General features: G+C 68.8%; 18 protein-coding genes. 5 read left to right on the forward strand and 13 right to left on the reverse strand.

The window, feature by feature from the left end; translation table 11 throughout:
* Positions 1–35: 35 nt before the first annotated feature.
* Entirely contained in the window at positions 36–1,691 is a 1,656-nt protein-coding gene (locus JOM49_RS05180; RefSeq protein WP_209663214.1) for a DUF8728 domain-containing protein, read from the reverse strand.
* 221 nt (positions 1,692–1,912) lie between these two features.
* On the opposite strand from JOM49_RS05180, the gene JOM49_RS05185 reads away from it, so the two are divergent.
* From JOM49_RS05185 to JOM49_RS05195, 3 genes are all read left to right on the forward strand, one after another.
* Positions 1,913–3,883: a DUF6541 family protein gene (locus JOM49_RS05185; RefSeq protein WP_209663215.1), complete on the forward strand. Its 1,971-nt coding sequence runs from the start codon at positions 1,913–1,915 to the stop codon at positions 3,881–3,883.
* A 66-nt stretch (positions 3,884–3,949) separates the two neighbouring features.
* Positions 3,950–5,872, forward strand: a complete 1,923-nt coding sequence (locus tag JOM49_RS05190) for a DUF6541 family protein (protein ID WP_308158655.1) — start codon at positions 3,950–3,952, stop codon at positions 5,870–5,872.
* 227 nt (positions 5,873–6,099) lie between these two features.
* Complete coding sequence (locus tag JOM49_RS05195) at positions 6,100–6,303, forward strand: hypothetical protein (RefSeq protein WP_209663217.1); 204 nt, start codon at positions 6,100–6,102, stop codon at positions 6,301–6,303.
* Between the two features lie 402 nt (positions 6,304–6,705).
* Here JOM49_RS05195 and JOM49_RS05200 read toward each other — a convergent pair whose 3' ends face one another.
* The 8 genes from JOM49_RS05200 to JOM49_RS05235 form a co-directional block, all read right to left on the reverse strand.
* The gene (locus JOM49_RS05200; protein WP_209663218.1) at positions 6,706–7,677 is read right to left on the reverse strand and encodes a lysylphosphatidylglycerol synthase transmembrane domain-containing protein; all 972 of its coding nucleotides are present in this window, start codon (positions 7,675–7,677) and stop codon (positions 6,706–6,708) included.
* Between the two features lie 29 nt (positions 7,678–7,706).
* Positions 7,707–8,948, reverse strand: a complete 1,242-nt coding sequence (locus tag JOM49_RS05205) for an acyl-CoA reductase (RefSeq protein WP_209663219.1) — start codon at positions 8,946–8,948, stop codon at positions 7,707–7,709.
* Positions 8,945–9,997 carry a LuxE/PaaK family acyltransferase gene (locus JOM49_RS05210; protein WP_209663220.1) on the reverse strand — a complete coding sequence of 351 codons (1,053 nt, stop codon included), beginning with the start codon at positions 9,995–9,997 and terminating at the stop codon, positions 8,945–8,947. The genes JOM49_RS05205 and JOM49_RS05210 overlap by 4 nt, the downstream gene beginning before the upstream one ends.
* Positions 9,994–11,391 (reverse strand): AMP-binding protein, encoded by a 1,398-nt coding sequence (locus JOM49_RS05215; protein ID WP_209663221.1) that lies wholly within the window; start codon positions 11,389–11,391, stop codon positions 9,994–9,996. Before JOM49_RS05215 ends, JOM49_RS05210 begins: the two co-directional genes overlap by 4 nt.
* Complete coding sequence (locus JOM49_RS05220; protein ID WP_209663222.1) at positions 11,388–12,122, reverse strand: SDR family NAD(P)-dependent oxidoreductase; 735 nt, start codon at positions 12,120–12,122, stop codon at positions 11,388–11,390. The genes JOM49_RS05215 and JOM49_RS05220 overlap by 4 nt, the downstream gene beginning before the upstream one ends.
* On the reverse strand, positions 12,119–12,358 hold the full coding sequence (locus JOM49_RS05225; protein ID WP_209663223.1) for an acyl carrier protein: 240 nt from the start codon (positions 12,356–12,358) through the stop codon (positions 12,119–12,121). The genes JOM49_RS05220 and JOM49_RS05225 overlap by 4 nt, the downstream gene beginning before the upstream one ends.
* A 66-nt stretch (positions 12,359–12,424) precedes the next feature.
* The gene (locus JOM49_RS05230; RefSeq protein WP_209663224.1) at positions 12,425–12,994 is read right to left on the reverse strand and encodes an HAD family hydrolase; all 570 of its coding nucleotides are present in this window, start codon (positions 12,992–12,994) and stop codon (positions 12,425–12,427) included.
* A 2-nt stretch (positions 12,995–12,996) separates the two neighbouring features.
* Positions 12,997–14,067 carry an ATP-grasp domain-containing protein gene (locus tag JOM49_RS05235; RefSeq protein ID WP_209663225.1) on the reverse strand — a complete coding sequence of 357 codons (1,071 nt, stop codon included), beginning with the start codon at positions 14,065–14,067 and terminating at the stop codon, positions 12,997–12,999.
* Positions 14,068–14,265: 198 nt separating this feature from the next.
* Between JOM49_RS05235 and JOM49_RS05240 the strand changes: the two genes are divergently transcribed.
* Both JOM49_RS05240 and JOM49_RS05245 read left to right on the forward strand, forming a co-directional pair.
* Complete coding sequence (locus tag JOM49_RS05240; RefSeq protein ID WP_209663226.1) at positions 14,266–15,372, forward strand: DegT/DnrJ/EryC1/StrS family aminotransferase; 1,107 nt, start codon at positions 14,266–14,268, stop codon at positions 15,370–15,372.
* The gene (locus tag JOM49_RS05245) at positions 15,369–16,331 is read left to right on the forward strand and encodes a Gfo/Idh/MocA family protein (protein WP_209663227.1); all 963 of its coding nucleotides are present in this window, start codon (positions 15,369–15,371) and stop codon (positions 16,329–16,331) included. Before JOM49_RS05240 ends, JOM49_RS05245 begins: the two co-directional genes overlap by 4 nt.
* 49 nt (positions 16,332–16,380) lie before the next feature.
* Here the strand turns inward: JOM49_RS05245 and JOM49_RS05250 are convergent, their stop codons facing one another.
* The 4 genes from JOM49_RS05250 to JOM49_RS05265 form a co-directional block, all read right to left on the reverse strand.
* Positions 16,381–17,628, reverse strand: coding sequence for a hypothetical protein (locus tag JOM49_RS05250; RefSeq protein ID WP_209663228.1), 1,248 nt, complete (start codon positions 17,626–17,628; stop codon positions 16,381–16,383).
* A 1,373-nt stretch (positions 17,629–19,001) separates the two neighbouring features.
* Positions 19,002–20,636 carry a hypothetical protein gene (locus JOM49_RS05255; protein ID WP_209663229.1) on the reverse strand — a complete coding sequence of 545 codons (1,635 nt, stop codon included), beginning with the start codon at positions 20,634–20,636 and terminating at the stop codon, positions 19,002–19,004.
* A 3-nt stretch (positions 20,637–20,639) separates the two neighbouring features.
* On the reverse strand, positions 20,640–21,353 hold the full coding sequence (locus tag JOM49_RS05260; RefSeq protein WP_209663230.1) for a hypothetical protein: 714 nt from the start codon (positions 21,351–21,353) through the stop codon (positions 20,640–20,642).
* Positions 21,350–21,742 (reverse strand): hypothetical protein, encoded by a 393-nt coding sequence (locus JOM49_RS05265; RefSeq protein ID WP_209663231.1) that lies wholly within the window; start codon positions 21,740–21,742, stop codon positions 21,350–21,352. The genes JOM49_RS05260 and JOM49_RS05265 overlap by 4 nt, the downstream gene beginning before the upstream one ends.
* Positions 21,743–21,768 lie beyond the last annotated feature (26 nt).

Below are 21,768 nucleotides of genomic sequence, written 5' to 3' on the forward strand. Positions count from 1 at the left end.
GGTTACGCGACCGTAGGTTACTGTCCAGTTCGTCGTCACGGGCAGGGCACGTAGGTGAACCGCGGATCCAGGTCCAGCCGCTCGATCAACCGCAGCGCCTGCTCGGCCCGCGGGTAGACCGCGATCCACTGGTCCGTGCCCTCGCGGCGGAAGGTCGCCACCGAGTACAGCGCCGCGTAGGCCGGGTCGGCGCCGCAGCGCTGGCGGTCGGCGTACCCGTTGCCGGTGGTCACCGCGAGCGCGGGCCGCCTGCCGTTGACCACGTAGTCGTAGTCGTTGGCGATGTGCCCGACCGGCCCGAGCGACTCGTCGCGGTGGCCTTCGCGGGCGATGTGCTCGTCGGTCAGCCCCAGCACGTCGACGACCACGAGGTCGGTGCCCGCCCGGTAGGACAACGCGCCGTTGGCGTAGGTGCTGATCACCGTCCCCGGCGGCAGCCGGTCACCGAGCCACGAGCCGATCTCCTCCATCTGCGCGATCTTGTGCCGCCAGTCGTGCATCAGCGGCAGCGCCGCCGGGCTCATCGCGGAGACCAGGAACGAGAGCAGGCACAATCCCAGCGCGACCGCGGGCACCAGTTTCCCGCCCACCGGCTGGGTCCGCGCCCGCGGCGACGGCACGACCCCGGTCACCACGCCGTACGCGGCGACCGCCCCCACCGCGAACAGCACCGGCACCGGGGCCAGCAGCCGCCACGCCGGCATCCAGTCGCCACCGGCGTAGGTCATGAACAGCAGGTAGGTGAACCCGAGCGCGAACACCAGCCACACCGACGACCGCGCTTGGCGCTCGTCGTCGGTCATCTCCCGCCTGCGCCGCAGCAACGCGGTCACCGCCGCCACCGCGATCAGCAGGAAACCCTGGTGCACCAGGGCGAACGAGGACAGGTAGTGCCAGCCCTGCCCGAGTTGCCAGTCCAGCGAGCCGCCGAGCTTGGCCGCCACCGCGTTCGGCACCAGGTGGCCGTAGTAGGTCAACCGCCAGGCCGTCCACGGCACCACGAGCACCAGCGCGCCCAGGGTGAACCCGGCCGGGCCCCACCAGTTGATCCGCTTGCGCGCGGCCGCGTGCACCAGCCACAGCCCGGCGACCACGGCCAGCACCACGCCGTCCGGCCGGGTCATCGTGGCCAGCGCGACCACCACCCCGGCGACCACCGCGCGCCCGGCGGCCAGCGCGTGGCACATGATCAGCGCGAGCAGCAGGAACAGCGGGGTCTCCAGCCCGGACGGGCCGTAGGCGGCGAGCCCGGTCGCACCCGCGGTGAGGATCGCGGCGGCCACGCCCAGCCCCGGCGTCTCCGTGACGATCCGGTTCACCGTGGAATACGCGGCGAGCACGCAGCCCAGCGCGCACAGCACGCCGAGCACCGACGCGGTGTGCACGATGTCGAATCCGAAGAGCGTCTTCGGGATGGCGACCAATACCACCCAGAGGAAGTTCGAATAGCCCTCGACGCGTTCACCCGCGTTGAACACCGGGCCGTGGCCTTCGGCGATGTTCTGCGAATACCGGAAACTGATGAACGCGTCTTCGGCGACGGTGGCGAACAGCAGTTGGTGAATCAGCGACAGCACCAGCGTCAGCGACAACGCGGCCATCCGCCACGCCTTCACCGCGTTGATGTGCCGCCAGCCGGCGAGCACCCCGATGGCGAGCGCCAGCCAGCCGCCCAGCACTACGAAAACCACGACCCCACCCCTCCGCCAGCGACACCGGCCCCCATCCGGTGGGTCACGTAAAGGTATCGAACCACGCCCTGGAACGTTTCATTTCACCCATTGGAGGCAACCGCGCCACCCGGCCGAGCGTGAACCGCAGGTATCGCCGATGAATCCGGGGTGTTTCGGCGACACTCGAATTCCGATTCCCGCCGGCACCGGCCGGCGGCCTCACCAGGTGCGGGTGTGTTGTGCCCATTTCGACTTCCGGCTGGTCCACGCTGTGGCCCGTCTGCGGTTTCCTGCTGGTGCTGTGCGCACCGGGGTTGCTCGTCGGCGTGGCCGCGGGGCTGCGTGGCTGGCGGCTGGCGGGGCTCGCCCCGCTGCTCGGTTACGCCGTCGGCGGCATCTTCGGCCCGCTGCTGCCCTTGGTCGGCCTGCCGTTCAACTGGGCCTCGTTCCTCGTCTGCACGCTGCTGCTCACCGCGGTCGCCGCGGCCACCCGGCGCTTCCGCCGCGGGGAGGTCGTCCACGAACGGGTGTGGACCGCGCGGGCGCACGCCGGCGTCGCGGCCTGCCTGCTGCTCGCGGCCGGGATCAGCGCGTACGCGGTCTACACCGGACTCGGCGGCATCAACGCGATCTCGCAGGGCTTCGACGCGCCGTTCCACGCCAACGGCATCCGCTACATCGCCGAAAGCGGCGACAGCGGCCTGTTCGGGCTCGGCTCGCTGCACTGGTACGACGACGGGTTGTTCTACCCCAACGGCTACCACCTGCCCGCCGCGCTGGTCTTCCAGCTCACCGGCGCCAGCGTGCCCGCCGTGCTGAACGCGCACACCATGCTCTCCGGCGGCCTGCTGGCGCTGTCCACGGTGACCATGGTCCGGCACTTCGGCGGGCGCGCGGTGCTGGCCGGGGCGTGCGCGCTGACCACCGTCGGCGCCACGATGGTCACCTACGGCGCGTGGAGCAGTCCGCTGCTGCCGTACACCCTGGCCGTCGCGCTGACGCCACTGATCGTGGTCGCCGGGCACCGGTACCTGGAGCGGCCCGCGCTCGACACCGGGCTGGTGCTCGCCGCGGGCGCGGTCGCGCTGCTGGCCATCCACTCCAGCGCGTTGTTCGGCGGCCTGCTCTTCGTGGTGCCGCTGCTCGTGCAGCGCTGGCGCACCGCGGGCCGCGACCTGCTCGCCCTGCTGCCGCTCCTGCTCGGGAGCGCGGTGCTCGCGCTGCCGCACCTGCTCGGCGCGCTGAACCTGGCCGGGAACTTCACCTACACCGGCTGGACGGCGAACACCACGCCCACGCAGGCCGTCGGCGAACTCCTGTTGTTCTCGCACAATTCACTCGACCCGCAGCTGCTGCTGGCCGGTGCCGTGGTGGTCGGGCTGATCGGTTTCCGGCGGCTCGGCGACCTTCGCTGGATCGCCGGTTCGGCGGCGTTGTTCGGGTTGCTCTACCTGGCCGTCGCGATCTCGGACCACCCGCTGGTGATGGCCATCGCGCGGCCGTGGTGGGACGACAAGTTCCGGCTGGTCGCGATGGCGGGGCTGGCCATGTGTGTGCTCGCCGGGCACGGCATCGCCGAGGTCCAGCGGGTGCTGCGCGACCTCGGCGGCCGGTTCGCGCCCCGGGTGGCGGGTGCGCTCGCCGCGGTGCTCGTGCTCGGCGGTTTCCTGGTGCTGTCGCAGGGTTCCTACCTGCGCAACAACGCCGACTACGTGGCGCTGACCTGGGGCAACACCGCCCGCAAACCGGACGCGGTCGTGGTGGTCACGCCGAACGAGGCCGCCGCCATGGTGGAGCTGGGCAAACGCGCCCAACCCGGTGAATGGGCGATGAACGACTGGTTCGACGGCAGCGTGTGGACCTACGCCATCGGCGGTGTCCGCACGGTCATCGCGCACGACGAGCGCGCCGGGCGGCAGGCCGACACCGAGCTGCTCACGCAGCACTTCGCCGAGTACGAGACGAACGACCGCGTGCGGGCCGCGGTCGACCGCCGGAACCTGCACTGGGTGCTGGTCACGGCCAAGAGCGACGACGCGAACTCGATCCCCCGCTCCCCCGGCCTGGCGCGGTTGGACGGCCTGCCCTTCCTCGAGGTCGTCTACCGCAACCCCGACGCCACGCTGTACCGGATCCGGCGCGGGGAGCAACCGGAGGAGACGGTCGCCGCGGCCGCATCCCCCGGTTCGGGTGAACCGGGCGCTGGCTAGGCTCCACCGAGAATTCAGCGCGGAACCACCTAGTCCGGGGGAAGTGTGCCCACCAGTACCAGCCCAGTGTTCGACGTCGTCACCATCGCGCTGTACGCGCTGGTCATCTTCCTCCCGGGGCTGCTGACCGGGTACGCGGCCGGGCTGCGCGGCTGGGTGCTGGCCGGCATGGCGCCGCTGTTCAGCTACGCCATCGGCGGGCTGGCCGGGCCGTGGCTGGCGGCGATCGGGCTGCCGTTCAACGTGCTGACCTTCGTCATCGCCACGGTGGTGTTCACCGGTATCGCGTTCGGCGTGCGGTGGTTCGTCTCGCGGCGGTCGCGCCCGGAGCCGGACGCGCCGCTCTGGGCCCGCAGCGGGCACCTCGCGGTCGTCGCGTGCCTGGTGTTCGCGGCGGCGGTCGGCATCTTCACCGTCTGGCGCGGGCTGGTCGAGCTGGACGCCATCTCGCAGGGCTTCGACGCGGTCTACCACGCCAACGCGATCCGCTACATCGCCGACACCGGCGACGGCAGCCTCTTCGGCACCAGCCAGACCAACTGGTACGCCGAGCGCGGCGGGCTGTTCTACCCGAACGCCTACCACCTGCTCGGCACGGTCGCCTTCCAGCTCAGCGGGGCCTCGATCCCGGCCATCATGAACGCGAACACGCTGCTGCTGCCCGGGTTGCTGGCGCTTTCGCTGGTCGCCGTGGTGCGCGAGTTCCGCGGGCGCGCGGTGCTGGCCGGTTCGGTCGCGCTGGTCGCCATCGCGCCGACCGCGGTGATGTACCAGTCGATGTCGCGGGGGCCGCTGCTGCCGTTCCTGCTGGGGCTGGCGCTGACGCCGCTGGGCACGGTCGCGCTGCACCGGTACCTGGTGCGGCCCGCGATCGACACGGGCATGGTGTTCGTGCTGGCGGCGGTCGGGTTGCTGACCGTGCACTCGTCGACCCTGTTCGCCGGGATCGTGTTCGCGCTGCCGATGCTGGTCCAGCGGTGGCTGGTGGCCCGGGAGTGGCGGGCGGTCGGGCGGGACCTGCTGGCGCTGCTGCCGATCGGCGTGGCCAGCGTGGTGGTCGCCGCGATGCAGTTGTTCGGCGCGATCGGGCTGGCCAGCGGGGACGTGCCGTACTGGGGCTGGCCGAGCCAGGGCACCACGGCCACCGCGCTGGGCACGCTGCTGAGCTTCCAGCACGACATGCCGCGCCCGCAGATCTGGCTGGCTGGCGCGCTGTTCCTGGGATTCGTGTTTTTCCGCCGCCTGAACGGCCTGCGCTGGATCGGCGGCACCGCGCTGGTCTCTGGCCTGCTGTACGTGGCGGTGTCGTCGTCGAACCACCCGCTGGTGATGGCGATCTCGCGGCCGTGGTGGGACGACCCGTACCGGTTCGTGTCGATGGCGATGGTGCCGCTGTGCGTGATCGCCGCGCACGGCCTGGCCGAGCTGGCGACGTGGCTGAAGGACGGCATCTCGCGGTGGCGCTCGCCTTCGTGGCTGGCCCCGGCGACCGCGGTGGTGGTGCTGGCGGGGTTCGTCGGCATCACGAACGGCCTGTACACCGGCTCGAACACCGGCTGGGTGACGCCGGGTTACGGCAACGGGCCGGGGGTGAACAAGCACAAGCTGGCGGTCAGCCCGGACGAGGCGCAGGCGATGCTGGAGCTGGAAAAGCGCGCCAAGCCGGGCGACTGGGTGATGAACGACCGGTTCGACGGCGGTGCCTGGGTCTACGCCATCAGCGGCGTGCGCGGCGTCGCCGGCCACTACGACCAGGCCCTCCCCCCGGCCGACGCGCTCCTACTGGCCGACCGCTTCCGCGACTACGACACGGACCCCGCGGTACGCGCGGCCGCGCAACGACTGAACATCCGCTGGGTCCTGGTCGGCCAGTACGGCTACCCGCCCGAAGCCACGCGGCAAAAAGGCCTGGTCGACCTGGACTCGGAGCCCTTCGTGAAGCTGGTGTACCGAAACGCGGACGCCTCCCTCTACCAACTAGTCCCCTAACCACCCGGGCCGATGTCACGAATGGCGCGAGCCCCACGTTCACGCACCCGAACCCCACGTTCAGGCAGCCGAACCCCACACTCAGGCAGCCGAGTTCCACAGTCGTGCAGCCGAATCCCACATTCGGGCACGCCCGCGCAGGCCGAGTGCTCAAGGCGCTAAGTGTGAAACCCGGCTGCTCCAACGCGGGACTCAATCACGCGAGTGCGGAACTCAACTGCGCGAACGTGCGGTTCAGCTACCCGAGTGCGGAGTTCGCCTGCCTGAGTGTGGGACTCGCCTGCCCGAGCGTGGACTTCGGCCGCGAGAACGTGCGGTTCGGCCGCCCCCAGCGTGGGCTCGGCTGCCTGCGTGCGGGACTCGCCCGCCCGAGCGTGGATTTCAGCTGCGGGAACGTGGAATTCGGCTACCTGAGCGTGGCACTCGGCTAGCGAGTGTCGAACTCAGCTGCCTGAGCGTGGGGTTCGGCTGCCGGAACGTGGAGTTCGGCTGCCTGCGTGCGGGACTCGGCTGCCCGAACGCGGCACTCAGTGATGCGAGTGCGGAACTCAACTGCGCGAACGTGCGGTTCGGCTACCCGAGTGCGAGTTCGGCTACCTGAGTGTGGGACTCGCCTGCCCGAGCGTGGGGTTCGGCTGCCTGAGCGTGAAACTCGGCTCGCGAGTGTGGGACTCGGGTGCCTGAGTGTGGGGTTCAGTTCGGGCGTCTGGGGTGGGGGGCGGAGGCGCGGGTGGGGGGAGTTGTCCACAGGGGGTGGGGTGGGTGTGGATGGGGGATTTTGGCTGGTCAGGCGGGGTGCGGGGGTGGACCGACTGGGTAGTACCCCACAGGGGTCAGGCGGTGCGCCGCGCTTGGAGGCGGGCGGTGAGGGCGGCGCCACCGGCGGTGATCAGGTCGGCCACGGTGAACATGACCCGCGAGGCCACCGCGAACGCCAGTGCCTGCGGGCTCGAGATGGCGGTGGCGGTGAGGACAGCGACCATGGCGAACTCCCGCGCGCCCACCCCGCTCGGCAGGATGAAGGCGAAGGTGCCCGAGGTCATCGCGATCGCCATGGCGCCGATGCACAGCACGAAACCGCCGAAACCGGGAGCCCCGACCGAGTTCGCCAGCAGCCACAGGTGCAGCCCCTGCAGCGCGTAGACCAGCACCAGCGCGCCGAACACCTTGCCGATCAGCTTGTACGACAGGCGGTGGTCCAGCGGCGGGCGGCGCAGGATCCGGAGTACCAGCGAGGTGCCCCAGGTCAGTACGCGCGGGTGCAGAGCGGTGAACCCGACGGGCAACAGGACCAGCAGCCACCAGGCGTACGGGCTGTTCGCGAACACCGCCGGCATCGCCAGGATCGACAGCACCAGCGCGGCGACCACGCCCACGCCCAGGTGGATCAGCGACGCGGTGAAGATGCGGGCCCGCGCCAGGCCCGCCTTGCGGCCGAGCTCCATCTGCAGCAGGTACGCCCACACCGAACCGGGGATGTACTTGCCCAGCGAACCGACGAGGTTGATCTGCGCGCCCCGCGCGTAGCCGATCGGCTTGCCCAGCTCGTCGACGATGATCTGCCAGGCGTACACCCCGACCGCGATGCTGCTGACCAGCGCGACCAGCGAGAGCGCCGAGGACAGCCACGGGATGCCCTTCATGGTCACCCAGAACTCGTCCCAGCTGGTGATCAGCGAGCGGGCGGCGAAGAAGACGACCACGGCGATGGCCAGCCACCGGGCGGCGTCGAGCAGTTTCGCCCTGGTGGACTTCGGCCCCTTGGCCACCTCGGCGGCGGTCTTGTCGGGCTCGACGGTCGTCATCGGTCGTCGTGTCTCCTCGTCGGGCGTGCTCACACCTGAACACTCACCAAGCGGCTGAACTCGGCCAGCAGGTCGTAACCGTCCCACACGGCGGAGAAACTGAGCGCCGAACCGAACGGAACAATTCGGTCCACGCCGCGTCCCGCCAGTTCGGTCGCGAACTCAACCAATTCCTCGCGGCCGAACCCGAATTGGCTGACGGTCTGATCCTTGCGCACCACGATGGGCACCAAGTCCGAGAGGGTACGCACACTCGCCGAGCCGAAGGTGCCCGCCCCCAGCCATTCACGCGGAAGTGCGGCGGGTTCCGTCAGTTCGAGGGTGGCGACCGCGTTGCCGTCGAAGGTCATCTTGCTGATCAGCCCGTCGACCGCGGCGCCGTAGGCCGACACCCGCTTCTGCACGGCCATCGCGGGCTCGGTGACGTGCTGCTTCGCGGCCAGCACCTCGCTGAGCAGCCGCCGGAACTCCTCCCCGGCGGAGGCCGCCGCGTCGGCGTCCCCGACCCAGAAGATCGCCCGCGGCGACGAGCAGGCTGCCTGGTCGAACCAGTACGAGTCGTTGTAGAAGCCCTCGGCCGCACCCCGGCGCTCGGCGTCCGAAGCGGCCTGCCAGCCCGCCACCGAGACCACCGCGAACGAGGACCGGTCCGGGAAGGTCAGGTCACGCGCGTGCGGCGCCAGCGGGTACTGCCGCAGCGCCCGGACCGAACCGTCGCCACCCCAGATCACCCGCAGGTCGGCGGCCAGCGACAACGCGCCGCTGATCTCGTCACTGCGGTCGTAGGTGATCATCCGCTGGGTCTGCGTGATCAGCGCGGCGGTTTCCGGCTCCACTTCGGACAATGCGGCGTTCAGCGCGATCAGCACTTCTTCGGCCGCACCCGCCGAACGCGAGGAAACCCGCACCACGTTGTGGTTTCCGGCCAAAGCCGACAACGCCCACGAATACACGAAAATGGTGTCCACATTGGCCGGTGGCACGTGGAAGACCAGTCCGCGCGGGAAACGCAGTGCGTCCCCGTCGTCGGCCAACCGCGTCAGCGCCTTCCGGATCTCCGACTTGCGCAGGAAAAACCCGAGCGAAGCCAGTTCCGGATAACGCCGGGCCACCGCGGGCGCCAGCAGTTTGCGCGCGAACTTGGTGAGGAATTCGATGATGCGCGGGTCGCCGACCTTCAGGCGGCCGCCGTCGGGCTCGGCGCGGAGCCGGTCGACGAGGTCGCCGACGACCACCGGATCACCCAGGGGAAAACGCTGTGTGAGGCTCATGCCGCCTGCCCCGAGAAGGTGTCCGAGCAGCCGCGGGCCTCGGCCTTGGGCAGCCTGCCCAGCACGGAGAAGTGCTTGCCCGGCCAGTCGCCGTCGTCGATGCCGTTGTACACGCCCAGGTCCTCGGTCAGCAGCACGTGCCCCGGGTACGAGCGCGGCAGGGTGCTCACCACCTCGATGACCCCCGGCTTGCCGACCGGTTGCTCGGCCCAGGTCTCCGGGTCGCGGATCACCACGTCGGCGAAATCCGGGCAGTACAGCGAATTGCCCGACGGTCCTTCGAGGAACACCGTGCCGATCTGCTCGATCATCCCGTAGTAGTTGTAGATCTGGTGCAGGCCGGTGTCCTCTTTGAACCGCCTGCGGAACTCGGTGTTGTCCACCGACCGGTCGATCAGCTTCTTCCAGCCACCGGAGTGGATCAGGATGCCGTTCGACAGGTCGAGGCCGTGGTCACGGGCCACTTCGTACAGGTAGAGCCAGACCATGAAGGTGAAGCCGAAGATCAGGAACGGCTGGTCGCCGTGGCGCTCCAGGAAGCCCTTGACCGCCTCGACGTCCGGCTGGTCGTGCTCGTCGAGCACGTAGACGTGCTTGCGGCCGAAGTTGGCCATGCCCAGTACGCCCGCGCCGCGCGCGGAGAACGACCGGCGGTTCTTGATGATGCCGACGGTGTCCACCATCAGCATCGGCAGCCGCTCGCCGCCCAGCACCGTCTGCAGGGTGGCGCCGAGCTGCTTGGTCTGCGCGCCCGCGGCCTCCTTGTCCAGGTAGATGCGCGAAGCGCCGGACCCGGTGGTGCCGGACGAGGTGAGCGTCTTGAAGACCTCGTCGTCAGGCACGCTCTTCAGGTCGTGCGTCTTGAACATGCGGACCGGCAGCCAGGGCAGCTCGGCGATCGAGCCGAACTCGGCGTCACGGGCAATGCCCAGCGAGGAAAGGATCCGGTCGTACCCGGCCGAATTGGCCCGGTGGTGGGCGGTCAGCTCGGCGAGCTGGGGCAACAGGGTCGCTTCCCGCTCCGCCTGCGACAGCGTGAACACACTCATACCTGGCTCTCCAGCGTCCGATAGTCGATCTTGCCGCTGGCGAGCAGCGGCACGGTGTCCAGAGGACGCACGTCGAAGCCGCTGGTGTGCAGGTGCAGCCGCTCCGACAGGGCGCGGGACGCCGCCTTGCAGGTGTCCCGATCGGCGCCCTCGGCGAACAGCACGACCTTGTCCCCGGCCGCGACCGCCGCCACCACGTCGATCCCCACCGAAGCAGAACGCACGGCCTGCTCGAGATCATCCAGGCTCACCCGGTTGCCGAAGACCTTGCCGATCCGCTTGAGCCTGCCGGTGATGAACAGGAAGCCGTCGGCGTCGAGGTAGCCGAGGTCGCCGGTGGCCAGCTCACCACCGCATTCGTCGCCGGCGGCCAGCTCACCCTCGTTCTCCGCGTACCCCATCATCACGTTCGGCCCGCGGTAGAGGACCTCGCCGACGATCTTCGGGTGCGTGGTCTCCACGCCGTCGTCGCGGCGGATGGTGAACTTGCCGCCGGGCAGCGCGGGACCGACCGAGCCGAGCTTCTCGGCGAGCCGGTCGGCGGGCACGGTGGAGATGCGCGGGGCCGCCTCGGTCTGGCCGTACATCACGTACATCCGGCCGCCGACCGCGCGGATCTTGTCGTTGAACTCGGTGATCAGTTCGCTGCGGAGTTTGCCGCCCGCCTGCGTCAGCGTGCGCAGGCTCGGGTAGCGCTCCGGGTCGAACTTCATCCGCCGGAGCATCTCGTAGTGGTAGGGCACCCCGGCCAGCGAAGTGCACTTGTGCTCCTCGACCGCGTTCCAGAACCCGCGGCCCAGCACGCCGGACGGCTCGACCACCACGGTCGCGCCCCGGATCAGGTGCGAGTTCAGCACGGACAGCCCGTAGCTGTAGTGCAGCGGCAGGCAGGTCGGCGCGACCTCGTGCGCGTCGATGCCCAGCACCTCGGCGATGGCTTCGGCGTTGGACAGCACAGCCGAGCGCGACAGCCGGACCAGCTTCGGGTTCCCGGTGGACCCGCTGGTCGGCAGCAGCACGGACAGGTGCGGGTGCGGTTCGACGCCGTCGAGCGCGTCCCGCACCCAGTGGTCCTCGGCGAGCGTGTAGCCCTCTGGCGCGTCGGCTTCCGGCGCCTGCAGCACCGCGGCGGGCCGGAACCGCTCGATCAGCCCGGCCAGCACGTCGGCGTCCAGCGCCGGGTCGATCAGCGCGATCGCCCGGCCGGCCTCGAAGGCGGCCAGGTACCGCAGCACGCTGTCCAGGTCGACCGAGGTGCGCGCGAACAACACGCCCGGCGGCAGCAGTTGCAGGCCCGCGGCGATGCGCGCGACCTCGGCCTCGAGTTCCGGCCCGGCCAGCGTGCGGCCCCCGGCCGCGTCGATCAGCCGAGCACCCGCACCCAGCAGCGTCACAGGACCAAGCCTCCATCGATGCCCAGCACCTGACCGGTGATGAACGAAGCGTCGTCGCCCGCCAGGAAGCGGATCGCCGCGGCGACCTCCTCCGGCCTGCCGAGCCTGCCGAGCGGGGTGCGCTCGGTGTTCGACGTCCGGACCTCGTCGGTCAGGCTCTCGGTCAGCGCGGTCTCGATCACGCCCGGCGCCACCGCGTTCACCCGGATGCCGGAGCGCCCCAGCTCCTTCGCCGCCGACTTCGCGATGTTCGCCACCGCTGCCTTCGACGCCGCGTACACGGTCTGACCAGCACTTCCGTACTCGCCGACCACGGAGGCCAGCACCACGATCGAGCCGGTCTTCTTCCGCATCATCGCGCGGGCGGCGGCCTGCACCGTGTGCAGCGTGCCCGCCACGTTCGTGGCCAGCGTGCGGTCGACGTCCTCCGCCCGGATCATCCCGAGCAGGCCGCCCTCCATGATCCCGGCGTTGGCCACCGCGATGTCCAGCTGCCCGTGTTCCTTGGCGACCCCGCGGACCAGCGAGGCGACCGCCTTCGGCTCGGTGACGTCCAGCGCGAGCCCGCTCACCTGGCCGTCGACCGACTCAGCCGCCTCCTTGGCGGCCGATTCGTCACGGCCGGTGAGCACCACGGTGGCACCCGCCTCGGCGAGTGCCCGTACCGTGGCCAGCCCGATGCCGCGGGTACCGCCGGTGACCAGTGCGACCTTCCCCGAGAGCGTGCTCACGCCTGCTCCTGCAGCTCCTTGACCATGTCCACGGCCACCTTGAAGCTGCTCATGTCGATCACCTGGTCGGTGTCGAACTGCACGTCGAACTCGTCCTCGATGGCGGCGACCAGCGCCATGTGGCCCACGGAGTCCCACGCCTCGATGTCGCGGTACTTCAGGTTCTCGACGTCGACCCCGTCATCGAGCTGGAGCGCCTCGATGAAGACTTCCTTCAGCTTGTCCTGCACAGCCATGTCTACCTGGCACTTCCTCTTCGAATGGGGCCGATGACCATCCTCGACGGTACCAACCCCGGGGGGTCAGCCCGCGAGCGCGGGCAGCAGCTCACTGAGCGTTTCGAGGTAGGTGTCCGCGCCCTCCGGGCGGAACTTCAGCGCGTCGTTGCGGACGATCACGCTGTGTGCTCCGGCGGCGTGCGCGGCCTCCACGTCGTGGTAGGTGTCGCCAACCAGCGCGGCCTCGCCCGGCGTGGCGCCGTAGTGCTTGAGCACCGCGTGCACGCCTTCCGGGTCCGGCTTGAGCTGGGCGACGTCTTCCCGTCCGATGACGTGCAGGCCGTCGGCGAGGTTGCCCAGCGCGTCGAACACGCAGTGGCGCGAGTTGCGCGTCACGATGGCCAGCGAGTAGCGGCCGGTCAGCGATTCGAGCAGCTCACGGGCCCCGGCGGTGAACTCACCACGCGGCACCGACTCGCGCTCGTACCGCGTGACGACGTCCAGGCCCTCGGTGTTGCCCTCGTCGAGGTACTGCTGGAACAGCGGCCCGAGCTTGGCGTCCGGGGCGAGGCCGAGGTCGGCACGCAGGCCCGCGAAGTCGACCGGCAGCCGGAAGAGGGTGCCGTCGAAGTCGAAAGCGATCGTCGTCAGCACCGTCAGATCTTCTTGGCGGCCCATTCGCCTTCCCTGACCAGCTGGTAGCCCATGTCGATCATGCGGACCCAGTACAGGTCGTCCGGCAGCGGGTTGTACACGGCGGGCTTCTCGGTGAGCTGGTTGCCCAGGCCCAGCTGGATGTACATGTCGGGCATGTTCAGCCCGGCGTGGGCGAAGAAGTTGCTGGTGGTGAAGAAGCGGCCGACGTTGATCTCGGTGACCATCGGCACGCCATGGGCGTTCTCCTTCATGTCCACGCAGAACACGCCGCTCGGCTTGGCCGAGACCGCGCGGACGGCCGCCTCGCCGATCTTGTTCACGTCGTCGCGGTTGACCGTCTTGGCCACCGAGGGTGACGAGCTCTGCCCACTGGGGGTGAGGTTGCCGAAGATGTACTCGATGCGGGAGCGGGCCTGCGAGGTGATCAGCTCGCCCTCGTGCCACAGGCTCTGCCAGGCGAACTCCTCGCCGGGCAGGTACTCGCTGGCCATGAAGTCGCCGTAGTCGAGGCCGCGGAAACCACGCCAGTAGTCGATCCAGGCGTCACCCTGGTAGTAGGAGTTGATCGGCAGGCTGCCACGGGAACCGGCACCGCGAATGGCCCGCAGCCACACCCGCGGATTGATCTTGAGCAGTTCTTCCAGCGCGCCCTTGAGGTCGGACTGGGAATCGATCTTGACCGCTTCCGGAACGGAAACGCCGTTGGCCTTCATGTGCGCGTTGAAGGCCATCTTGTCCTGGCACAGCGCGATCGCGCGGGCGTCCGGCAGGAACGTCGGCGCGTTCAGCCGGTCCCGGTTCTCGGCCAGGTAGCCGACCTCGACGTCGGGCTGGGGGTGCACGAAGTCGATCTTCTCGGCGTCGATGACGCGGTTGATCGCGTCGGCGTAACCGGGGTCGGAGACCGGCGGCACGAGGTACTTGGCGTCGACGTTGAGCAGCTCGAGGTGGAAGGGCTTGATGTCGGTGCCGACCACCGTGTACTCGTTCGGCGAGACGGCGAGCGCGTCCCGGAAGTTGTAGGCGGCGGAACCGCCGGCGCCGGTGATCAGAATGCGTGCACTGCTCATTTTGTGTGTTTTCGCCCTTTAGTGTTCAGGCCCGCGCACCAGGGCCGAGGCGGCAGCGGGGAGCCACTTGCGACCGGCGGGTATCGTGACGCCCGCGTCAGTGCCAGCACCGGTGCCGACCCAGGGGGCTACTAGCCATGCCGAGGCACGACTGTACCTGACGCGCCGGAAGTGTCCGCCGAGGTGAAAGACTGCTGCATGATCCCCATTACCGTGGTCGACGTCCGCGATGCGGAGGACCTGGTCGTCGAAGTGCTGCGATCCGGCGCCATCGCGCAGGGCCCGATGGTGAAGCGTTTCGAGGAAGCATTCGCCGCCGTCTCCGGCACCAAGCACGCGGTGGCGGTGAACAACGGCACCACCGCGCTGGTCGCCTCACTGCAGGTGCTCGACCTGCAGCCGGGTGACGAGGTCATCACCTCGCCGTTCACCTTCGTCGCGACCCTCAACGCCATCCTCGAAGCGGGCGCGACCGTGCGCTTCGCCGACATCCGGCGGGACGACTTCGCGGTCGACCCGGACGCGGTCGCCGCCGCCATCGGCCCGCGCACCAAGGTGCTCATGCCGGTGCACCTCTACGGGCAGACCGCGGACATGGGCAAGCTGGCCCCGCTGGCCGCCGAGCGCGGGTTGCACCTGGTGGAGGACTCGGCGCAGGCCGTCGGCGCGACCTTCGAGGGCCGCCGCTCCGGCTCGTTCGGGCTGGGCTGCTTCTCGCTCTACGCCACCAAGAACATCACCACCGCCGAGGGCGGCGTGATCACCACGGACGACGACGTGCTGGCCGACCGGCTGCGCGTGCTGCGCAACCAGGGCATGCGCGCCCGCTACCAGTACGAGGTCGCCGGGCACAACTACCGGATGACCGACCTGCACGCCGCCGTCGGCATCCCGCAGCTGGAGAAGCTGGACTCGATCACCGCGGCCCGCCAGCGCAACGCCAAGCGGCTCACCGAGGGCCTGTCCGGCACGCCGGGGCTCGAGCTGCCGCAGGTGCTGCCCGGTCGTGAGCACGTGTGGCACCAGTACACCGTGCTGGTCGGCCCGCACGCGTTCCTCTCGCGCGACGAGCTGGCCGCGGCGCTGACCGAGCGCGGCATCGGCAACGGCATCTACTACCCGAAGGTCGTCTTCGACTACGACTGCTACCGCGGGCACGAGCTGATCCCGGACGCCGACCTCGCGAGCGTGCCGATGGCGAACTCGGTGGCCGCGCAGGCACTTTCGCTGCCCGTGCACCCGAAGCTCTCCGAGGACGACGTGGACAAGATCATCGAGACGGTTCGCGAGGTGCTCGGCGCATGACGCACCGCATCGCACTGGTGGGCACCGGCACCATGGGCTCGCTGCACGCCAGGGTGCTCTCGCAGAACGAGCGCGTGGAGCTGACCCGCGTGATCGACCCGCGCGAGGAGGCGGGCCGCGCCGCCGCCGAGCGCTTCGAAACCCGGTGGACGCCGGAAATCGGCGATCTGTCCGATGTGGACGCCGTGGTGCTGGCCGCGGCCACCGAGGTGCACCACCCGCTGGCGCTGGAGGTCCTCGGCCAGGGCAAGCCGCTGCTGGTGGAGAAGCCGGTGTCGAACAGCCTGGAGTCGTCCAAGGAGATCGTCGAGCTGTCCGCGGCCAAGGACATCCCGCTGATGTGCGGGCTGCTCGAGCGCTACAACCCGGCGGTGATGACCGCGCGGGCGCTGGTGCACGAGCCGATCCACCTGATGGCCCGGCGGCACGGCCCGTACGCCCCGCGCATCAAGACCGGCGTGGCGTGGGACCTGCTGGTGCACGACGTGGACATCGCCATCCAGTTCTTCGGCGGGCAGACCCCGGCGCGGATCACCTCCGGCGCGGGGTACTTCCACCCGTCGTCGGTCGAAGGCGCCGAGGACACCATCGAGACGGTGCTGACCTTCCCGACCGGGCTGGCCACGGTGTCGGCGTCGAGGCTGGGGCAGCGCAAGGTGCGCTCGCTGGTGGTGTCCGAACTGGACCGGCTGATCGAGATCGACCTGCTGCGGCGGGACGTCACCATCTACCGGCACGTCTCGCACGACGCGGCCAGCTCGGACGGCCTGGGTTACCGCCAGCAGACGGTGATCGAGATCCCCGAACTGATCACCGCCCGCGAACCACTGGCGACCCAGCTGGACCGGTTCGTCGACCTGCTCGAAGACAAGATCGACGCCGCCGCCGAACGCGACTCGATCCTGCCGTCGCACCACGTGGTGGCCACCGTCAAGGACACCGCCTCCACCCCGGCGTGACGCCGTCGTGGGGTGCCCGGCGCGTGCCGGCACCCCACGGAGTCTTCGGTCAGGTGCCGGAACCGGCCGGGTACTCGGTGGCGTACCTGGCCAGGTCTTCCCAGCTGGGCAACGTCGGCCAGTCGAACCAGCGGTGCGCCTCGGTGTACTCCCTCTTGACCCCGGCAGAGGCGTCCACGCCCACTCCGATACCCAGGCTGTCGGAGACGTACTGCCCATCATCGGTTACCGACAGGCCGCCCTCCAGCCCCGGGCCGCGGAAGACGGAAGCGCCACCGTACGTGGAAGGCCCGTTGAGCTCATCTATGTTCGCGTTCGAACCCCGCAAGCTGACGGAGCGGTGAAAACCGGGCTTCGGATCGTCCGGGCCCAGGCTCGGACCGCCCGACGCTGTCTTGGACCAGCCCAAGCCTTGCGAATCGGCCACCACGCAGTAATCCACCCCGCCACCAACCGGCCCGAGCGAACCCCCGCCACCCCCGCAGGCCGCCACCGAGCCCTCCGCCTTGTTCGCGAGCTTCTCCGCTTCGATCCTCTTCCGCTCTTCCACGGCACGCCGCAGGTCCTTGGCCTGCTGCACAGTCGTCACAGGGGACTTGTGGCCCGCGTGCCCGCCAGCTTCGAGTTGCTGTTCCCGCTGTCGCTGCGCATCCGCCGCAGCCGCCGCTGATGGCAGTGGCGGTGATGGTGGCCCGGGAGGAACAGCATCCGGGTTGGCGTACATCAGCCTCGAACGGGCTTGCTTACGCTCCTGGGCCGCACGTTGCTCGTCGGTCAACGGCGGTGCCGTAGAGGTAACCGTCCGCTCATCCGACGAAGGCGCCGGCGGCGAGGACGGGGGTGCCGGAGCGTTACGACGATCGCGAAGGCGCCCATAGGAGTCCAGCGGTTCGTCCGCCGGAGGCCGCACGCCCAAACCATCCTCAGCGATTCGTTCGGACAAAGTCCGCTCTCGTTCACCCCGCGGCTCGGGCATCGGCGGCCCGTACTTCTCACCACCCTGCCGCTTCCTCGCGGCCCCGGACTCGCGAACTTGCCGTTCTTCCAGGCGTTTCACCTCCGCCTCGGCTTCCCTGGTTCGCTGCGAAGTCCCGAGGCCCGTCACGTCCGCGTCCCGCCGAGCTCCGGCCGCGTCCTCCCTGGCCCGATCGAGCTGCCGCTTCAAGCCGGTGCCGGGATTGCCGCCCTTCTGGGCTTCCGCGTAGTCAGCCCGGCCCGGAGCGGTCTGCTGCAGATCACGAAGCGCCTCCCCCCGCTTTTTGCGCTCCTCCGAGCCTTCCAGGCGCGGCGACAGCATCCGGTCCTCGCTGGATACGGGCCGTGGCCGCCCCAAGGAGTCCACCGCCTCATCGATGGGCGTCTTGCCAGAAGTCGCACCCGGAACCTCACTCCGGGCCTCGGTGACCCGGGGACCAGGACGCTCGGTCTTCGAACCGGCCGACTCCCTCTTCAAACTCCCACTCAAATGCGGACCACCCCCCGAACCCGACCGCGACACCCCAGCCCGCTTACCCGGCGCAACCTCCTTCTTCCCAACACCCGAATTCGCCGGTGCGGTCTTGCCAGACCCAGACTCCACCTTCCCAGAACCCGAACCCGACGACTCCCTCTTCAAACTCCCACCCAAACGCGGACCACCCCCCGAACCCGACCGCGACACCCCAGCCCGCTTACCCGGCGCAACCTCCTTCTTCCCAACACCCGAATTCGCCGGTGCGGTCTTGCCAGACCCAGACTCCACCTTCCCAGAACCCGAACCCGACGACTCCCTCTTCAAACTCCCACCCAAACGCGGACCACCCCCCGAACCCGACCGCGACACCCCAGCCCGCTTACCCGGCGCAACCTCCTTCTTCCCAACACCCGAATTCGCCGGTGCGGTCTTGCCAGACCCAGACTCCACCTTCCCAGAACCCGAACCCGACGACTCCCTCTTCAAACTCCCACCCAAACGCGGACCACCCCCCGAACCCGACCGCGACACCCCAGCCCGCTTACCCGGCGCAACCTCCTTCTTCCCAGCATCCGAATTCGCCGGTGCGGTCTTGTTCTTGTTCGACTTGTCGACGCTGGCGATCTTGGCGGGTGCCCCCTTGTCGGGGGCGGCTTGGGCGGCCGCCGTGCCGAGCAAGCCGAAAACAATGGTGAGGAAACCGCCTGAAGCCGTGTAGAGGACGGCCCGCTGGACGGCGGTCATGTTCGAACTCATGAATACTCCCTCTATCACTCGTGCTTGCGGTTGTGGATTTCTTCGGCCAGCGATCGGCCCATCCGCTGAAAACTCGCCGCCACGCCTGCCTTGATTTCACGACGACTGTCCGTCACCACTCACTGCGCGGGTGCGAACTCGGCGAGGTCGGCCCGCAGGATGGCTGCCTGCGCCGCAGCACCAAGCACACCGAAAGCGAGTATTCCGCGTGCCAAAACCGATCATCGCGCGGAAACCACTCGCGACACAACTGGACCCGGTTCACAGAAGTTTGGAAGTAATGGCCGACGTCACCACCGAACGGACGTCGATCCCACCCGGCGCAAATAACGACTTCTTCTTCGGCTCATCAACACAACCGGCCTGTCTCGGCGATTTTGCACAGATTGCGCAGCAGTCGCACCGATAACGCCAAGGCAATGGTTAGGCAACAGTCGATTCAGCTGATCCAGAAAGAGAGACTAGGATGCTGGGCCCTGGACCGGCGGCCCTGGAGCCATCACTGTTTCCTCGGGCGGATCGGACACCCAAGGCCAGTCGAAGATCCGGCCTGCCTGGCTGTACTCCATGCCAGCCATGACGCCACCGCCGACCCCGACCCCGACCCCGTACCCGGTGGTGAGGTGCTTGAAGTCCCTGGTGACCGAAGCAGACGCAGTTCCGGCCAGGCCGGCCTTCCCGGTGGCCGACGCAGAGTAAGACTCTCCCGGTATCTCATCGATGTTGGCGGACGACTTCTTCACACTGACACCAGCACCGACCGAAGCTCCCGCACCCACGCCGACATCCTGGTCAGCGCTCCAGCCAAGCCCTCTCTCATCAACGGTCAGACAGACGTCAGCGGCGGAACCCGTGACAGCCTGCATATTCACACCACCGCAAATCGAGCCAGAACCGTTCGGCTTGCCGTTCTTCTTGTTGTACTCTTCGGTTTCTCTTTGCTGCTTCTCCTGATCCGTTTTCGCGTTTGCCGCCTTACGAAGTTTTTCGTTGATGATGTTCTGCTTGCGCTCCACCTCCTTCCGCTCCTGCTCGGCCGACCATGCCAGTTTTTCCGCATGCTCCCTTTCGAGCTCTTCCTTGCGAAGTTGCCGCTTGGTCTTCGGTTTCGGCTTGGTCTCCGGTTGCGGCTGGGGCTGCGGGGTCACGCTGGTTCGCCGCGCCTCACCCAGCGGGTCCGAGACCGCCTGCCTGACTTCCATGAGCGGCGTTCCTCGACGCTGCGGCTCGGCCGGTGCGGTTTGGGGAGTTCCCGGCTGGCCAAGCCCGCGCAGTTTAGCCAGCGGATCCCTGTCGCTTCCAGAACTGCGCGTGGACGGCTGGGTCTGGCCACCCAGCGCCGATTTCGGACGTTTCCCTTCGCCGGCCACCGGCCCCACGAAGCCCTTGGGCTTCTTCGCGCGTTCCTCTTCCTCTTCGCTTTCTGCACCGGACTTGTTCGCACGCACCTGCTTCAGAAACTCCGCTACCCTCGGGTCAGTGATCGCCTCTTTGCCATCAGGCGGTGTGGGTCGCTCCGACGATGCCTGGACGGCCGTCGGCTTGCCGTTGGCGGAACCACTCGCCTGAACGGCAGGCTTCACCTCCGCGGAAGACCCAGTGGCGGGGCGGACAACGGGCTTGCCATTCAGCGTCTGCAGACCACCGGGCTTCACATCACCAGATCTCACATCCGCCCGAGTCACCTCCGACTGCTGCTTCTTGGCAGCCTTCCCCTTATCGTTTTCCGACGGGTCGGATCGATTCGACCAGGCTTGGGCAGGTGCCCCCTTGTCGTTGCCCTTGTCGTTGCCCTTGTCGTTTTCCTGCGCGCCCGCCTTCTTGTTCTCGGGTGGATTCTGCTTCGCGGGCTTCTCGGCAGGCTTGTTCGCGCTCTTCGTCTTGAGCTGGCTCAGTTCCTTCTGTTGCTGCTGCGGGATTCCGCCAGGAGGGGGTGCGGCCGCCGCAGGGTCACCTCCGCCGCCACCGGCGCCGACCGGCGCCCGTGGACCGGCCTGGGCGGCGGTGGCGCCGAGGATGCCGAAGACTACGGAGATGAAGCCCCCGGAGACTGTGTAGAGAATGGTTTTCTGGACGGAGACTCTGGTGTCCTTCATGGTCTAGGCGCCATTCGTGACGAAAACCGAAACGGAACCGTTCCCGGTCTTCTTGCTGATGGTGCGGCTCTCGCCGGGCTTCACGTCCGAAGAACTGAGCTTGACCTCCACCTTTTCGGGCTTCTTCTTGTGGTCGCTGCGCTGTTCCCGGAGCTTCTTCTGGAAGTCGCGAGATCCCTTGTGTTCCCTGCGTGCCTGGCCCAGCTCACCCTTGGCTTCCTTGAGCTTGCTCTTCGCCTGGCCGAGCGACTTCTCGGCTTCGCCGACCTGCTTCTCCGCCTCGTCGACAGCGCCTTTCGCCTTGTCCAACTTGGACTTTTCCGCCGTCTTCTCCGGCGGCTTTTCCGGAAGGGCCACGACGAACTTGGGCTTCTCGGTGACCTGTGGCGCCCGCACCGCCTGCCGCACCGGGGAGCGCTGCTCCTTCACCTTCACCACTGGTTTGACCGCTGGTTTGGTCGCAGGCTTGGCCACCGCCTTCGGTACGGCGGGCGACGCGGCGGGTGGCGCGACAGCCGGGACGGCGGCTGGCTGCGGCACTACCGGAACTGCGGCTGGTGCGGGTTTCGGCGCGGCCGGTTGCGCGGCGGCGGTATTGGTCGGTGTCGGTTCCTCATCGCCGCTCAACAGGTTGACCGCGGTCACCCCGACGGCCACCCCGGCCAGTCCGGCCGCACTCGCGACGGCGATTCGCTGTACCTTGCTGGCCTGCCTCATCGGTCACTCATCTCCCGTTCCTCATTACGACTTTCCTTGCGGTCGTAGGCCTCTTCGGCCAGTGAGCGGCCCATCAAGCCGCCGAAAACGCCGGCGGCGACGCCGGCGACCATGCCTGCGACCGGGCCGACCATCAGGCTGGGCACGACGCCCGAGACCACCGAGGCGGCGAATCCGCCGAGGCCGGTGGCGGTGGCGCGGCTGAGCGGTTTCCGCTCGTGGTCCAGGTAGTAGTCGTCTTCGGGGTATGCCTCGACTTCGGGCACGGGCTCCGGTTCCGGGGCGCGCTGCTGCTGCCACGCGTTGTCCGGGATGACCAGGAAGCGGGCGGTGTCGCTCTTGCGGCGCAGGCCCCCGCGCTCGACCGCGGCCCGCACGATCTCGTTCATCGTGCGAGGGGCGGCCAGGGTGGCGG

The sequence above is a fragment of the Amycolatopsis magusensis genome (assembly GCF_017875555.1).
Taxonomy (GTDB): Bacteria; Actinomycetota; Actinomycetes; order Mycobacteriales; family Pseudonocardiaceae; genus Amycolatopsis; species Amycolatopsis magusensis.

Bases quoted from the DNA above. Each gene is read 5' to 3' on its own strand.
- JOM49_RS05250 (WP_209663228.1), bottom strand. From the start codon at position 17,628: ATGCTGTCGCCGCGCCTGGAAGGCTCGGAGGAGCGCAAAAAGCGGGGG.
- JOM49_RS05210 (WP_209663220.1), bottom strand. From the start codon at position 9,997: ATGAGTGTGTTCACGCTGTCGCAGGCGGAGCGGGAAGCGACCCTGTTG.
- JOM49_RS05240 (WP_209663226.1), top strand. From the start codon at position 14,266: ATGATCCCCATTACCGTGGTCGACGTCCGCGATGCGGAGGACCTGGTC.
- JOM49_RS05235 (WP_209663225.1), bottom strand. From the start codon at position 14,067: ATGAGCAGTGCACGCATTCTGATCACCGGCGCCGGCGGTTCCGCCGCC.
- JOM49_RS05265 (WP_209663231.1), bottom strand. From the start codon at position 21,742: ATGAACGAGATCGTGCGGGCCGCGGTCGAGCGCGGGGGCCTGCGCCGC.
- JOM49_RS05200 (WP_209663218.1), bottom strand. From the start codon at position 7,677: ATGACGACCGTCGAGCCCGACAAGACCGCCGCCGAGGTGGCCAAGGGG.
- JOM49_RS05260 (WP_209663230.1), bottom strand. From the start codon at position 21,353: ATGAGGCAGGCCAGCAAGGTACAGCGAATCGCCGTCGCGAGTGCGGCC.
- JOM49_RS05245 (WP_209663227.1), top strand. From the start codon at position 15,369: ATGACGCACCGCATCGCACTGGTGGGCACCGGCACCATGGGCTCGCTG.
- JOM49_RS05255 (WP_209663229.1), bottom strand. From the start codon at position 20,636: ATGAAGGACACCAGAGTCTCCGTCCAGAAAACCATTCTCTACACAGTC.
- JOM49_RS05205 (WP_209663219.1), bottom strand. From the start codon at position 8,948: ATGAGCCTCACACAGCGTTTTCCCCTGGGTGATCCGGTGGTCGTCGGC.
- JOM49_RS05225 (WP_209663223.1), bottom strand. From the start codon at position 12,358: ATGGCTGTGCAGGACAAGCTGAAGGAAGTCTTCATCGAGGCGCTCCAG.